13 protein-coding genes are annotated in these 16,122 nt (G+C 42.5%); 2 read left to right on the top strand and 11 right to left on the bottom strand.

The features are described from left to right. Nucleotides 1–13: 13 nt before the first annotated feature. A complete protein-coding gene (gene zwf / locus D829_RS0105530; protein ID WP_017687855.1) occupies nt 14–1,537 on the bottom strand; it encodes a glucose-6-phosphate dehydrogenase in 1,524 nt (507 codons plus the stop codon). A gap of 112 nt (nt 1,538–1,649) precedes the next feature. On the opposite strand from zwf, the gene D829_RS0105525 reads away from it, so the two are divergent. Beyond that, entirely contained in the window at nt 1,650–2,534 is an 885-nt protein-coding gene (locus D829_RS0105525; protein ID WP_017687854.1) for a LysR family transcriptional regulator, read from the top strand. Between the two features lie 97 nt (nt 2,535–2,631). On the opposite strand, the gene D829_RS0105520 is transcribed toward D829_RS0105525, so the two are convergent. From D829_RS0105520 to D829_RS30460, 5 genes are all read right to left on the bottom strand, one after another. Beyond that, entirely contained in the window at nt 2,632–4,647 is a 2,016-nt protein-coding gene (locus tag D829_RS0105520; protein WP_017687853.1) for a chemotaxis protein CheA, read from the bottom strand. Nucleotides 4,648–4,661: 14 nt separating this feature from the next. Further along, complete coding sequence (locus D829_RS0105515) at nt 4,662–5,087, bottom strand: chemotaxis protein CheW (protein ID WP_017687852.1); 426 nt, start codon at nt 5,085–5,087, stop codon at nt 4,662–4,664. Nucleotides 5,088–5,111: 24 nt separating this feature from the next. After that, nucleotides 5,112–6,701 (bottom strand): methyl-accepting chemotaxis protein, encoded by a 1,590-nt coding sequence (locus D829_RS0105510; RefSeq protein ID WP_017687851.1) that lies wholly within the window; start codon nt 6,699–6,701, stop codon nt 5,112–5,114. A gap of 548 nt (nt 6,702–7,249) precedes the next feature. After that, nucleotides 7,250–7,930 carry a hypothetical protein gene (locus D829_RS0105505; RefSeq protein WP_017687850.1) on the bottom strand — a complete coding sequence of 227 codons (681 nt, stop codon included), beginning with the start codon at nt 7,928–7,930 and terminating at the stop codon, nt 7,250–7,252. A 207-nt stretch (nt 7,931–8,137) separates the two neighbouring features. Further along, nucleotides 8,138–8,734 carry a cupin domain-containing protein gene (locus tag D829_RS30460; protein WP_017687849.1) on the bottom strand — a complete coding sequence of 199 codons (597 nt, stop codon included), beginning with the start codon at nt 8,732–8,734 and terminating at the stop codon, nt 8,138–8,140. A 241-nt stretch (nt 8,735–8,975) separates the two neighbouring features. On the opposite strand from D829_RS30460, the gene D829_RS0105495 reads away from it, so the two are divergent. Beyond that, nucleotides 8,976–10,514: a hypothetical protein gene (locus tag D829_RS0105495; protein ID WP_017687848.1), complete on the top strand. Its 1,539-nt coding sequence runs from the start codon at nt 8,976–8,978 to the stop codon at nt 10,512–10,514. A 150-nt stretch (nt 10,515–10,664) separates the two neighbouring features. Here the strand turns inward: D829_RS0105495 and D829_RS33335 are convergent, their stop codons facing one another. From D829_RS33335 to D829_RS0105465, 5 genes are all read right to left on the bottom strand, one after another. Then, nucleotides 10,665–10,898 (bottom strand): UTRA domain-containing protein, encoded by a 234-nt coding sequence (locus D829_RS33335; RefSeq protein WP_277422754.1) that lies wholly within the window; start codon nt 10,896–10,898, stop codon nt 10,665–10,667. 104 nt (nt 10,899–11,002) lie between these two features. Next, nucleotides 11,003–12,355, bottom strand: coding sequence for a glucoamylase family protein (locus tag D829_RS0105485; RefSeq protein WP_017687846.1), 1,353 nt, complete (start codon nt 12,353–12,355; stop codon nt 11,003–11,005). Nucleotides 12,356–12,644: 289 nt separating this feature from the next. Next, the gene (locus tag D829_RS0105480) at nt 12,645–13,115 is read right to left on the bottom strand and encodes a hypothetical protein (protein WP_017687845.1); all 471 of its coding nucleotides are present in this window, start codon (nt 13,113–13,115) and stop codon (nt 12,645–12,647) included. Between the two features lie 481 nt (nt 13,116–13,596). Continuing rightward, nucleotides 13,597–14,340, bottom strand: coding sequence for a hypothetical protein (locus D829_RS0105470; protein ID WP_017687843.1), 744 nt, complete (start codon nt 14,338–14,340; stop codon nt 13,597–13,599). Beyond that, complete coding sequence (locus tag D829_RS0105465) at nt 14,340–15,647, bottom strand: SPFH domain-containing protein (protein WP_017687842.1); 1,308 nt, start codon at nt 15,645–15,647, stop codon at nt 14,340–14,342. The genes D829_RS0105470 and D829_RS0105465 overlap by 1 nt, the downstream gene beginning before the upstream one ends. Nucleotides 15,648–16,122: the final 475 nt, after the last annotated feature.

Below are 16,122 nucleotides of genomic sequence, written 5' to 3'. Positions count from 1 at the left end.
TTTTTATTATGGTTTAGAGATTCGCATTAACCGCCAAGGGTATGCTAGTTGTAACTACAGACTCCTGATCCGCCGGCTCATCAAACCACCAGTGGTGACCTTCTTCTTCAAGCATAGTATCCGACTCAGCCGGTCCATAGCTACCCGCAGGATACAGGTGAAGTGGTAACAGATTTTCCTGGAATGCATCCAGAATTGGCTGCACCCACGCCCATGACAATTCTACTTCATCCCAGTGGGCAAAGAATGTTGGATCACCCAGCAAAGCATCACGAATCAAATTCTCGTAAGCTTCCGCGAGGTCACCTTTATCCGGAGAAAGATCGATGTGAACCGGTTTGAATTCACCTTTATTCTCAGGATCACTTGCATTCAGTTGCAATGTCATGCTCTGATCCGGACTCATCTCAATGACGAGCAGGTTTGGCTTGGAACCCTTGTTTTTCAGCACATTTGTCTGTCCTGAAGGTTCTTTGAATTCAATCACGATACGTGTTGATTTCTCCTTCATTCTTTTACCCGTGCGAATGTAAAACGGAACACCACGCCAGAAGAAATCATCAATTTGCAATTTGGCAGCAATGAATGTGTCATTCATCGTATTCTCGGCTACACCCGGTTCAGCAGTATAAGCATTTACCGGTTTACCTTGAATATTGCCTGCTGCATACTGTCCACGGATGATGTTTGCGCCAACAGTTTGTTTTTGTAACGGCTGGATCGATTCCATAATGTGTTTTTTCTTCAATCCAACTTTTTCGGAAGTACTGTTGTATGGAAGCTGAATCGCCATCATCATGAGCAATTGCAACATATGATTCTGGAACATGTCTCGCACTGCACCAACATGATCATAATAGGATGCACGTTCTTCGACACCTACAGTCTCATTCGCCGTAATTTGCACATTGGAGATGTAACGGTTGTTCCATAACGCCTTCATGATTGGGTTACTCTGATGCAACGTCTCCAGACGCTGTACCATCGGTTTGCCCAAATAGTGGTCAATCCGATAAATCTCTTCCTCCGTGAACGATTCGCTTAATTTGCGATTAAGGTCTCTGGCGGACTGCAGGTCGTGACCAAATGGCTTCTCTATGACGAGGCGTTTCCAGCCCTCTGTGGAACCCAGTCCACTTTCTTGAATGTTCTCGGCAATCGGTTCGAAAAATTCGGGACCAACCGAGAGATAGAACAAGCGATTGGACGGAATGCCAAGCTCAGCTTCTCTTTGTTCAACTAATCCCAACAGCTTTATATAATCTTCCTTATGGCTTATATTCAATACACTGTAGCGGAAAGCTTTCACAAATGACTTCACAACTTCAGGATCAGCCTGGCGTCTGGAAAATTCATTTAATGATTTTTCCACTTGTGCCTGAAAGAATTCATCAGACCACTCTCTACGGCCCAGACCAATCAATGAGAAGGTTTCCGGAAGCTTCTGCTCAAGATATAAGTTATATAAGGCAGGATATATTTTTCTTTTGGCTAAATCGCCAGTTGCACCAAATAAAACAATGGTAGTTGGTTCCATCTTACCGTTCTCCTTCCAAGTAACTCTGGTTTCTTTGTTGTAGTTACACTATAATACGTTTTATAGCTATACAAGTAATTAATATATTTCACAGGAGCTATAGACCACATCTATGACTACAAATTACGAACTATATAAAGTCTTTTATTGGGCCGCCAAAACGGGAAGTTTGACACAGGCTGCGAAAGCACTGTATATCACTCAACCCAGCGTTAGTCATGCCATTAAGCAATTGGAAGAGAGTTTTGGTCTCACCTTGTTTTATCGAAATTCCAAGGGTGTAGCGTTGACACAGGAAGGTGCCAGTCTATACTCCTATATTGAACAATCCCAGATTCTGATCTCCCTTGCGGAAGAAAAAATGGCCGCACTGAAGAGTCTCGACAATGGTGAATTGAGAATTGGTGGCAGTGACTCCCTGTTCAAGCATTACATGCTGGCGTATCTAGAGGAATTCCACATCTTGTACCCTAACATCAAGCTACATCTGAGTCATGGAACCACGCCGGAAGTGATTACCTTTCTGAAAGAAGGCAAGATTGATCTTGGTGTTGTTAGGATGCCCATTGTTGATCCACAGCTAGAAGTCAGGGAAAGTATTCAGTTGAAGGACTGTTTTGTAGCTGGGGAACGTTATGCTCAGTTGAAGGGTAAAGTCATGACACTTGAGATGCTTCTGGAGCATCAACTGATCCTCTTCTCCCGGAACAGCCGGGTTCGGATGGCTATAACCGAATTGTTTAACAGCTATAATTACACGTTGAAACCTGAGATTGAGGTCGGTAGCGTTGATCTGTTGATTGAGTTTGCGCGTCGAGGACTGGGTATTTCCTATGTCACACGTGAATTTATATCCAAAGAGCTAGAGGAAGGTTCGCTCTTCGAAATTCAGCTTGATGTCCCGCTCCCCCCTTCCCATGTGGGGATTATGACCAAACGCAATATGCCGATTTCTCTGGCTGCCAACCGATTTATGGATCTTATTTTCAAATCCTGAGTGGCCATAATGTCAAAAGGTACAATGAAGAGCCCCACCATCCAGTTATGGATAATGAGGCTCTTTGGCCTGCATAATGTTTTTGTTTATCTAACGATTAAAGACTCACCAGATAGGACGCGTCCAATATAAGGGCAACCTTACCATTACCAAGGATCGTTGCGCCAGATAGATGGTTCATCGCTCCCAGATACGTACCAAGCGTCTTAATGACGACTTCCTGATTTCCTATAATCTCATCTACTGCGTAAGCTTCAATTTTATCAACGGAACGTACGATCACCAGCGGAATGGTTTTGGATTTGCGGTCCGTTCGTGGATAGTTGAGCCTGTCGCACAGTCGGTGAAAAGGTACAATTCGTCCATGATTCAGGATCGCTTGTTGCCCCTGGATCATATGAATATCTTCAGGTGAAATTCGAACAATCTCAGCAACATTATACATCGGTAATATCAGAACACGACCGGATACTTTGACTAACAGACCTTTAATAATCGCCAAAGTAAGCGGTAGACGAATCGTAAACGTGGTGCCAACACCAACCTCCGTATCAATATCAATAATACCGTTGAGCCGCCCGATCTGGCTACGCACGATGTCCATTCCAACGCCCCGCCCCGATACTTCACTGACAGAAGATGCTGTGGAGAAACCAGGCTCAAATATGAGATGGACAGCTTCCTGTGTTGTTAGTCGTTCAGCCTGTTCCTCACTAATGATGCCCTTGCCCAAGGCGGAAGCTTTGATCTTCTCACCATCGATACCTTTGCCATCGTCTGAATAACGAATGACAACATGATTTTCTTCATGAAACGAAGTTAATGTAATACGCCCTTTGGACGGCTTACCGTTCTCCGCCCGAACCTCTGCACTTTCAATGCCATGATCTGCACTGTTACGGATGAGATGGATCAGCGGGTCACTCAATTCTTCAATAATCATCCGGTCAAGCTCCGTCTCTCCACCTTGAATAACTAGTTCCAGATCCTTACCCAGCTTCTGCGACAGGTCACGAACCAATCTCGGGAAGCGACTGAATAGTTGATCAATGGGTAACATCCGTGTCTTCATTACACCTTCTTGGAGTTCCTTGATCACCCTGCCCATATGATCGGATACACCACTAATACTCCGGATGAGTGGTGAAGACTCCTTACGCGCACCCGATCCACTCAGATCTGCAAGGGATGTCTGATCAATTAACAGTTCACCGACCAAATTCATCAAATGGTCCAGACGTTCAACACTCACACGAACTGTAGGTTGAGCAGCTTTCACTTTCTCATCCGAGCCAGTTGTATTCACGGTAGGCAAGCTTTGTTTCGTTTGCTCTGTTTCAGAGATTAATTCAAGTGGTGCAGAAGTCGCTGCAACCTCATTGGATTCCAGCAGATATGGATCAATCTCCAGCATATGAATATCCGAGTTTGAAGACAGCTCTGCCTTAAGCTGCTGTGGGTCCTTCGACGTTGCTACGATGATGATGAACTGACCATAATGGTCATCTTCATTCTGCGCGCCCGGTTGACTCTCCATGAGCGAAGTAGCGACAACCGTACCACAGATGTCCTCAATACGTTGTCGTAAAATATGATATCTGGCCGCTTTCATCATGCACTTCTGCTCCAGCACAATGTGAATGGACAATAACTGTTTGCCTGACACTATAGCCACCTGTGCCATAATCGATTCTGCTGGTTGCAATTGAGGTGTTATAAGTTTTCCGACTACTGCCGGGGTTTGAATTAAATCCTTTATTTCTCGTACTACAGCTCGAAAGTCTGCATAGGCTTCCCCACGGATGTACTGATCACGAAGCACCTTCATGGCGTCCAAAGAGCGGAACAACGTATCAATTAGCTCCGAAGTCATCTCCGGTTTTTTCTCCCGGACCCATTCAAGAGCATACTCCACTTCATGCGTGAGGTCGCTTAATTCACGGAAATCCATTGTGGATGCCGATCCCTTGATCGTATGGGCTGCCCGAAACAGCGTCTGAACCAGTTCTACAGAAGGCGAAAGCTCCAATGCCAGTAAAGACTGATCCATACGTTCCAGTTGATCATTCAGTTCTTCGATAAAGATGTCACGGTAGGCAGACAAATCCATCATTCGTATATACCTCCCTAACCGCCCAATATTTCGTCCAGTTTCAAAATGCCCACAAGCTTGTCTTCCTGTTGACCCACACCATGGAATAAACCTTCACGGTTACGACCATATCCGCCGGTTGGCGGATGTATTTCCGAATATGTGGTTACCTTGTTCACGCGATCCACAATCAAGCCAATATATTCTTCCTGATGTCGCACTACGATAATCCGAGTTGCTCTGGTGTCCGGTTCGTCCGGCATACCCAGCAGGTTCCGTAGACTCATCACACATACAACCTTGCCACGCAGATTAACTACCCCTTTGATCTCTGGGCGGCTGAATGGGATATCTGTAATGCTGAGCATTTTAATAATTTCGTGAATTTCTTCGATTCGAATGGCGCAAGTCTCTGCACCTACAGACAGTTCAATATATTGTTCCTTCTGAAGTGAAGACATCGATTCACCCTCAATTCAATTTTATTAATTTGTTTTGAAGGCAGCTGCCGAATTCGCCAGCTCTTCCGCCAGATGTGCCAGAGACTGGCATGTCGCCGCTGTCTCTTCTGATGCAGCAGCTGATTCCTCACTGGACGCCGAGATGGATTCAACAGAACTCATCACCTCTGCGGCTTGTGCTGCTTCTTCTTCACATGCAGCTGCGATTTCGTTTACTTTCTGTGAGGAGTTATTGACCATATCAATGATCTGATCAAAAGCCTGTCCAGTCATGGAAGACTGCTCAACACTTGCTACTACGGCCTGTACACTTTGTCTCGTATTTTCCTGCATCGCTTTGATGATAGCTGTAATTTCCTTGGTTGCCTCACCGCTTCGTTCGGCGAGCTTCCGGACTTCATCTGCTACTACGGCGAATCCTCGTCCTTGTTCTCCCGCACGTGCCGCTTCAATCGCAGCATTCAGCGCGAGCAGATTGGTCTGTTCAGCAATATCGTCAATCACTTCAATGATGTCACCGATTTTACGAGAATCATCTTCAAGCTTGGTCATTTTTGTATTAACGGCTTGCATACCTTCCAATGAAGTCTGTACAACAAGCCCACCTTCACGGGCAGTCTTCACCGTATCGTTGGACAGTTCAGCCGCTTCTTCCGCACTTGCAGCGACGGAGTTAATGGCAAGTGAAAGCTCCTTGAACAATTCGGAGATATTTCCTGCCTCGCTGGATTGGCTGGTGCTGGTGCTTGCAATTTCCTGGGTGCTGGCTGAGATCTGTTCCGAAGAAGCAGCAACACTTTGGGAGTTCATCACAATGTTATTAATTAACTCTCTCAGATTGTCTACCATACGATTCAATGCCGCAGCCAGTTGACCCACCTCATCTTTGCTGGAGATGTCTGACTTAAGGGTTAGATTTCCGTTGGCAACTTCCGTGGCTAGACCCAACATAGCCACGAGTGGCTTCGAAATGGAGCGAGAGATGATATATCCAATGAAAATACTGAAGAGTACGGACAGAACCACAAGAATTATCGTTACTTTGAATGCTTGTGAATAGGCAGCCTGAGATTGTATATTCGCCTGTTCAGTCAAACTTTCATTAAGGTCGATCAAATTGGTAAGGAGCTCAACAATCTTGTCCCCTTGTGGTTTAAGTTCAGATTTAAGGTAGGTATTAAAGGCACTTTGATCATCTGCGACAGCCAGATTAGTTGCTCGTTCAAACATTGTTAAATATCCTGGATATTCCGCATCAAAATTACGGAGTAATTCTATTTCTTCAGGGGTTGTTGCAAGTGGACGATAGATAGTCAGGCGATCATTCACACTCTGACGAATCGAAGCAATGTTTTCCGTGATCCGAGTTTTTTCAGTTTCAACGGTTTCGAAGTTCAAATCACGCACATTCACACGCATTCTTTGATAATCAATCTGAGCAGAGGATAATTCTTTTACAGAGATTAGATTGTTGTTATACATCTCTTGCATTCGTTCATTCGTACTTCTCAATGTTACTACAGAGTAGACGCCAAGCCCCGCTAGGATTATCGACACAATTAAAAATGCTGAGATAATCTTTGTTGCTGTTTTCAAATTTCCAAACCACTTCATGTAATCTCCTCCTAGGCATCTTAGTGTCCAGTTATGTATATAACGCTTGGTAAACCCTTCTCTAGATCGCGTTCCAGACAACTTACGATCTATTTCGACATAAATATACCAAAACTGAATAGGAGTTTTATATTTCTATAAATTTGCACTATTATGAATTTTTATTTCAGATATAAAGAATCTTCTTTTTAATATAATTTATACTTTTTACCTATTTAATTGTTATTTTTACTTACATATATACGTATATTCAACAATTTGCATTGACTTTCACATGCACCTCCATACAAAATTTCATGTGACATGATCTTCTTATATTTACATAAGAAGTTGTATAGTTCTTCCGTCTAACAAATATCATTTATCATGCAAAAAAATTATGTATTTTGCTGTACACACTCCACATTTCAAGACTTAAGTCTAATAAATACTTACTCATACTGAGTCCATTTTCCCATAAAAAAAACCAAACTCGAATCAACAAAGTTTGGTTTTGAAGCGATAAAACACACTTTAAATTTACATAAAACCCGTTTAAAATTAATTACTTATGTGTTATATAGTTGCTCCAGTTCAATTAAACGGTCCTTAATTCTGTGCGGAATAATACCAAACAGATTATCCCACGTCATAAACATCTCCGGTTTTAGTAGTAATTCTTCGAACTCCATGGTAGGTACAAACGCTTTGGTCTGCAGATAACGCTCCACCTGAGCATCGATCTGTTCATTCGTTTCAAAATAATCTTGAAACAACTCATTGACAAGTAGCCCATCACATCCAGCTTCGGCACCTGCTGCACTATACAGGTTTGGCAATAACTCAAATACAACCGGAAGTGGTGAGAAGGCATGTTTGCCAGGCTGCGAGTACAGACATACATGATGTCCAACCACATTGACCCGTTCCTTCAACAATCCGCGCAGCACCTTCCCATGAAAGCTGGCTTCACAGTCTACTACCTCTCCGTCATGACCCACATAAACCCATACATGCTCCATTTCATACAGATGTCCAATCTCATAATCCCACCAGATTGCATATTCAATTACATATTGTACTGCCTCGGTCGGAAACTTAATGTCCCTTCTGAACGATGGTGAAGGCCCAGATTGATGCAACACAGAAATGCCAACAAAATCCGGATAAAAGGGTTCGTTTCGGTCAAACATCAAGACAGGTGCATAACTCATTGCAGTTTCAAGCGGTTTCATTTCTGACATGTTCATTCATGAGTCCTCCGTTTTTGTTGGATGTTCATACTATACTAACAGAGATCGTAACACACTGACTCAGGCATTTTGAATTTTCTCCAATATAATACCAACCCCCTCCGTGGACTTCATACGATTATTACATAGACACATCAAAAAGCCTGCAACTGTTATTCTCCAGTTACAGGTTGTGTACTTTGATAATGAATAAGGAATCTTGAATTAAGATTTCAGCTTATTGGATGGTGACACGGACGTCTTGGAGGGTGAAGTCGATTGATCAGAAACCTGCGTATCACACCCTATTGGAGGGCCCAGAATCGCATCATTTTTAATGGAAGCAACAGCTCTCGCATATGCCTCTTCATCCAAACAGTAAGCGCGGTGAGCCACCTCCGGTGGTGTAGCTGCCAAGAAATCCGCTCCAAACACAATATCAGGCGTTGGTTGATCAAAGATAGTTAATACATATACATCATCTGTCTCAGCGACAAACCAGTGAAACCAGCCTTTCGGAAATACCACAACCTGACCTGGTTTCAGACGATATGTCAATCGTTCACGCGTAAACGGATTGAAGACTGACGCTGTAATTTCACCGGTGATGACCACAACCATCTCCGTAACATTGGTGTGCCAGTGCGGCTGCACAATGATTCCTTTGCTTAAGTACACGTTGAAGAAACCATTCGCAATGGTCGGCAGCTGTTCTCCAAACAACTGAGTTATATAGTTGCGTGAATCCCTCTGATAATTGACAACCGCATTAGAATCGGCAGCTAACGGAACATTCGGAGCTTGCAAAATCGGATCAATCATACGGTCATTTCTCCTCCTTGGGCATACATCTCATTGTTGTACTGTATGCCGAGGAAATGCGGCTTATACTTGTATCCATAGACATCGTTCCTTTTTATAAAAGTATTCAAGCCTATTTGACTCTATCCCAAAATGGTAGTCTCTGAATGACTTTGATATAATTTATCTATTATTACTTCTGCAGAGTACTTGATTTACAAGTAGCTTAGCATCGATTGATGCAGAACGAAAGGAGCATAACATGATCCCCAATGTTGGAGATGTGTACTGCGTGTACGTCGAAAAATTACAACAATATACCGCCTGCCAGGTCATTGGACTGAAAGAAACGGAGGGTAAAACTTCCGACACGCTTGCCTCCGTTCTTCAGTTGGATTGGACTGGTGATCAACTGCCTAATGAAATGCAGCTTCATCAGATGAAACCGCTGATCTGTAACTTCTATTTCTGGAATGATCGACTTGCCCATAGTTTCGTGAGTGCTAATGTTCCTTCACAGTATGTGCTTGCAGGCAATATCCCTCCTCTCTACACCGAGGAAACAAATACGTATGGCGGAGGCTGGCCGATCGGAGAAAGTCTCTATCTCCAGCGTGAATGGGAAGGTATCGATGCGATCCGAAGAGCGCAGTTCAAACAAGCTGCGGATGATGACAAAGAAGTGATGGTTGGCGATCGTGTAATGCGGCGCAGTACGAGTACACTCCGCGATTTCAGCCCTAAATCTTCTGAAGATGTAGCCGAACTCGCAAAGCTACCTTGTCTGACACATATTGAATTGGATGGATATACGGAATCGATCTTTCCATTTATAGAGGACAACCCGTTCATTAATGAACTTCATATCATAGATCATGGTCAAACGATGCTGGATATCAGTAAGAGTCACCTAACCAAACTTATTGTGGATGTCAGTGGGTTGAAGGAGTTAATTTTGAACACTAAGATGAAAAGTCTGAATTTTACAGGAGAGTTGTCTTCTGATCTGCGTATCTTGGCTTATGAAGACGGTAAATGCATCACTCTCAATGTTCCATCGTGCCTGCCACAGGTTACGGGTATCTCACGACTTGAAGGTCTGTATATCAGAGATATTACGGAACTCAATCTGGAGCCACTTGTGCAGTATTATCCTGAGCTTTCAGAGTTGCGATTGTGGGGTAAACCCGGCAATGTATCCCATATAGAATCGATTCAGCATTTGGCGAATCTGCAAACCTTCACTACATATGACCTGTTCGGCTTCAATGGTGAAGAATTCCCTGATCCAGATCAACTTCCAAAATTGGCTACGCTGTGGCTAACCAGCCTGCCTGCCGATGCAGTCAAATCGATCAAAACAAGATATAAAAAATCCGCTGCTGCCGGACTTGATATGGAAATCACCAAAGCACGCAAACCGGAATGGCTTGCGGAGAACCTGAACAATCCATTTCGGGACTGGGATGGGCGGGACCACATCAAGGCAGTGCACGCCAAAAAAGCAGCTCAATTGTACAAGCAGTGCTTGAAGGAAATCCGTCAATTAAGTCAAGATTTTAACAATCAGGAAGCTATGCACAAACAGCTCGTCTCCATGGTTGAGAACTACACACAGACCTTCAACAAGATGGATGCCAAGACCGGCTTTATTGAAACTGTTGAGCGTGAAGAGATTTATGTTGTGCTAACGGAGTTACTGAATCAGTTACAAGAGAATTTGGAACTGCGTCAAGATGATTTGATTAAGGTTAATCACGAGGAATTATATGAGGTATTTGATCGTTTAAGGGATTTTTAGTTTACACAAAAAGGGTCCTGTTATGAAAATGGCAGGACCCTCTTTTTGCACCGCCGACCTCAAGTGTCGTAACTAACCAGATAATGATGAAGTTCCGTGTTATAACAGCCAATACTGTGCTCGATTAATCTGCCTTCTCCGTCGAAGGAGTTACGAAGGCGCTTGAGCACATGCGTCCCCGGGGGGCTTCAGTAGTTGACATACCTCAGGAGCTGCCGGCTCTACAAAGAAACGGTCTTTGAAGTTCTCCAGCAAAATGTCATTCTCCTCCAGTGAGTCATACAGCGATTGGATGTCTCCATTCATTTCTTCCATGTCTCCGCCGGGCAATGCATCTGCAGCCAAGAAGTGTATCAGATAAATATAAGGTTGTCCGTTAAGAATGTAGCGCTAAAAGGCGCGAAGGTCGATAAACGCAAATGGAACGAAGCAGAGAACACTCTGCTTCGTTCCATTTGAACAATCGGTATGGCAAATTCTCCTCTCCATCATTGGATGGAAAACACTTCTTTTTTCAATAATTCTTCTGGCGTCTGCCCTATCACATCACTGTGAAAATAATCGCGGATAACGCCATCTTGAAGGTAGTTGGCAATCGATACCATAATCATTCCTTGATCCAGTGCCAGATGAGCTTTTGCAAGTTCTCCCGTTTCAACATTGACTGAATCATAGAACCCATATTTGCCAAACATTTTGAAGTTCTTTAAAGCTTTAATGTTCTTTCGAACAGCTTCAGGGGCATAATCCAAGGCCAGGAATGTTGCGTGTGCTGTTACCGTTGCTCCGTCTTTATAACCTGAGGTACCCAACGGCGTTGCTGCAAACTCACTGTAACCTGTCGGAGTTGCAGAAGGTGAGAAGCCCCATGCGGCATACCCTTTTTCTTTGGCATATTCGATCTGCAATTCGACATGACGCTGGTTGTTCAATCCCAAAGCTTGAGTACCCAACTCTTTTTCCTTTATGACCATACCGGGCATAAGAGCTTCAAACATACTGCCTCCCCAGCTTGGCACGAACTTTTTATCCTTGTATACATAACTTCCTTCAAACACATCCACTCCATCGTACTTAATGGATTTGCCTTGAGGAATCTGAGCTTGCCAATCCCATTCTTGAGGTAATGTGCGATACATCTTCCACCAATGTTCTTGGGGAACGTCACCTTTCCCAATAGCAATATAGCTGCCTACACGTGGTTCCGTATAAAACATCCCATAATGGTGGTCCGTCAGCGCGCCTTTAGCCACATCATAGCCTCCGCGGAATTGGCCGACTTCAGGATCATATAGCGGAGTATAATTCATATTTTTAACCAACTTGCTTGTTTCTCCATGAAGTTCTTCATAGGCTTGCCCAACGACTATTAAACCAGCGGATAACCAGCCATTATCGACTTGGGAAATAAATTGTCCCCAATCTTTCTTCACTGACCCGTCATCTGTTTTATACCAGTTATAAAATAGGCCGTTCCACTTTTCTAACTTTTCGAGGGAATTTATAGTCGTTTGCAGGCGATGTACAGCTTCTTTCTTTGAAATAATGCCTAATTGTTGCGCTGAAACAGTACTCATCATATACATTGCGATGTTCGTGGGCGAGGTACGTTTAGCTTCTTCTGTCCCGTTTTCAGTGTGCCGTACTTCATCGTAAGTCAAGCCGGTATTCTGATCCGTATAGTCCTCAAAAAACGTATAGGTCTTATATGCAATCGCTTTCAATTCTGCTCGAAATCCAATTAAATGGTTTGAGTCACCTGCTGAAGCCATAGGAGTTAAAGCTAGATTAGCTAACAGACAAAAAGTTAAAATGAAGCTGAATTGTTTTGCTTTTTTCATGATTTTCTCCCTTCAAATGGATTCGAAACGTTTCGTGTATATGTTATCATAAATTTCCCATTTTCGTAAACATTAAAATAAAACGCTTACAAATATTGATTTTATTATGGATCATTTATAAATATACATTCGAAACGTTTCATTAACGGGACCACATCAAGGCGGCTCACGCGGAATTATATGACGTATTTGATCTTTTAAGGGACTTTTAGCTTCTAAATTAAGAAGATAAAAGCCTGACTCCATAGGAATCAGGCTCAATCCTTTCTCATATCCATTCTGAACCGTTCTAAGTTGCTACAACTGTTGTTCCGCAATACTCGCAGTCCGTTGATTGCTTAGGAAGCACCTTTGCCTTCGCCCCACATCCCGGGCAACTCACTGATATAGGCCTTTGTGGCTCTTCAACTTTTTGTTCGGCTTTCTCTTCAACGTTTTCCTTATCTGAAAAATTGATCTCTGTATAGTTAATTGTATTATGACTACTGTAACTCACGGTGTTGCTATTGTAACTTGAATAAGTATGTGGATTCGCATTTTCGCGATCAAGAGAACCTCCATAGTCTCCCCCATAAAATTTTCGTTCCGGAACACGTTTTTTCCTAAGCAATTTAATACCAAAAAACAAAAATAAAAATTCAATGATAATAACTCCAATTATGCCAAATAGATCCCCACTTTTGTGATTGTCTGCATTGAAAAAAGCAATGGGTATGCCAATTGCATACACCATAAAAATGAGCCCGAAAAACTTCCTCAATTTGATTCCTCCCAAAAAACAACACTCTATACATAGCTATGCATAATACAAGTTTTCACAAAATTTATACAGTATCTTTAGCAAGCTACGACTACGAGATCCTCATCGTTGTTCCGCAATACTCACAATCCGCAGACAAAGTAGGATATACCTTTACCTTGGCTCCACACCCTGAACAATTCACGGCTACAGATTCTTGAGGTGCCTCGTCATATTTCTCATGATGCTGATCTTCGTAATATTGCTTATCATTAGAATCGTAATGATGGTATTGATCAGTGTTAGAACGAGATTTAGGTCGACCACACATTTTAATGCCCGTAACAAGTACGATAACCCCAGGGATAAAAAGAATTATCGTACTGATAATGGCCGTTTCTGTTCCCTCGGATATTAATATTAAAGATAACAAGATCGTCAGAGACGAAAGGATAATGAATATAATTCCAAAAAATCTTTTCATCGCGTTTCCTCCTGCAATTTATGATTTGCTTGTCATGATCTGTTGATTGCGCTCTTTCAAACGGAACTTTAACTTGGATAGTTGCGAAGCAAGACGTTCACTATTTACCAATTCCCCTGCTTCGTACTGATTTGCAAGCTCACTGTTCATCAATTCAATGTCCAGCAAGATCTGGCGGTCATTTTTCTCAAGGGTATCCGGAGTGATTGGGTCACTATACTTTACAAGTTCAATTAATGATTGAACGGTTTTACGCTCCTCTTCCACAGTTAGGACGGGTTGTTGCACCATGGTATGAAGCAATTGCTGTAAAGCTTTTTCGATTAATTGTAAGTTTGCGTTTTTTGTATGTTCATCTGCTTCATGACTGCGCGCACTCTGAATATAGATCATAATGATTCCGCACAAAATAATTGCGATCGCAATCGTTACCGTATGTAACAATACGAACCAGCGAAGCGCATGATCTGCTGAACCTGTTAACAACGTGTAGATCATCACACAAATCAGATAAATAACCAATACTACACCTAACGCTGTGTAACCTGGAACAAACCGTTTAAACCCATCCATATTTTGCATGATGAACCGTGCGTAGATCCAAATAGCCGTAATCGCTACATAAGAAGCAACGAGATTCATCCAAAAAGAAAACGATAGTAGCGCATGATTAAACAGCGTAAAAGAAACGATTGAGGATACTAACATGCATATGAAATAGACGACATCCAAAATCAAGAGATTGCTTCGTTTTACCATCACTATGCCTGTCCTCCTTCTTGCAGATTGTTTCCGCAATCAAGACAGAACTTCTGGCCGGGTTTTACTTCATGTTGGCACCGACTACATTTCAAGCTTAAACCTGTGCCACAGTTGCCACAGAATTTTGTATGACCGGAATTCATATGGCTACAATTTGGGCATGGGCTAGGCATCGGTTGATGACATTGAATACATTCCAATGCGTTCTCCGCATTATCAGCCCCACATGAAGGACATGCATGGTATTTGTCACCACAGTTAGGACAGAATTTGGTTCCCTTTGGTAAGGCATGTCCGCAATTGTTACAGTCTGTTGTTTCTGCCGATTTTTCGGCTAATGAATTGCCACATTTGCTGCAAAAAGCACTGTTCTCCTGGTTCGGATGATGACACTGCTTACATATACTTACTGCAGGCGTTTCCTTCGTAGACATCACTTTAGACATCTGGGACATCTCGCTACTGAAAGAACCACCCAGACCAACCCCCATGCCCATACCAAGCCCTGCGCCCATGATGTCTGACTGCATGCTTCCTTCATTTTTTGCTGCACCTTCAAGCGTATCAAACGAACGTTCTTGCTGATATGTGTACCCAATGATATCCATCTCAGCTTTGCGGGCCAACGCTTCTCTTAATCGAATGACGGAAGGGTCTTCTTCGGGCAGATTGACATTGTGAATATACAGGTTGATTAACTCAATACCAAATTCTTCAAAAGTAGAAGCTATCGTATCTGCAAAATGTCGTGATATCTCGGCGATATATGCATTGATCTCCAAAACACTTACTTTTCTATGTATTAGATATGATGACAACATGGAGTTAATATTCATGATAATCAGCCCGCGGAAGTAATTAATCATATTAGCTTGGTTAAACTCAGGCAGTGTTCCCACAAGCTTGACCAAAAATTTTCGTGAATCCGAAATTTTAATTCCCATTTGTCCAAATGTTCTTACGGGAACAATAATATTATACTTGGGATCCTGGATCTGAATTGGATTCGCCGTTCCCCACTTAACGTCCAATGCGCTTACTTGATTGACATACCATACTTCTGCTGCAAAAGGTGACTTTCCCCCGAACGGAAGGTTAACGAGTCGGTTCAAGATTGGGATATTCGCAGTACTCAACGTATGCCTTCCGGGTCCAAACATATCAAGCGCTCTTCCATCCTTGAAAAGAATTGCTTGTTGAGATTGATTCACAATTAACTGAGTCCATGTTCCCAGTTCAGTCTCGGGATGTTTCCAAGCAAACACATCAGGTGAGCCATCATACTTAATTACGTCAATAATCGCCATGTTTAATTCCTCAATTCAGTATTAGATTACTATAATTTATTAAAGAGTTCTTTTGCTAAAACACTGATTCTACAATATTTCCTATGTTTAATTATCTTTCATCTACTTGTTCCATGTTTAGGCATTGCTATTTTACCATTTCTAACCTTAATACGCACTAACATAGTTCATTTTTCATATGATATTTTTCCTATATTGGCATATTCATAATGGTAAAAAACCTCTTCCATATGTTCATAGGAAAGAGGTTAACTATATAACTACATGTTGCGAAAAATCAATATATTAGCTTGAGTATCCACTCTCGATCATAATCAACGTCCCAATTTTGAAACCACTCGCAAAAGCCTCGCTGTAATCACCTTATTAATAGATCGATACTCCGAATCTTGAGGAACAATATTCTCCTCTGGTCTCAGGTTACCGTAATATAATTCTTCTATTATATTTCCCACATCACAGCCCCCTTTCTCTT

The organism is Paenibacillus sp. PAMC 26794 (assembly GCF_000316035.1).
GTDB lineage: Bacteria > Bacillota > Bacilli > Paenibacillales > Paenibacillaceae > Paenibacillus.
Note: the sequence above shows the minus strand (reverse complement) of the source record. Positions and strands in the feature narration are given on the sequence as shown.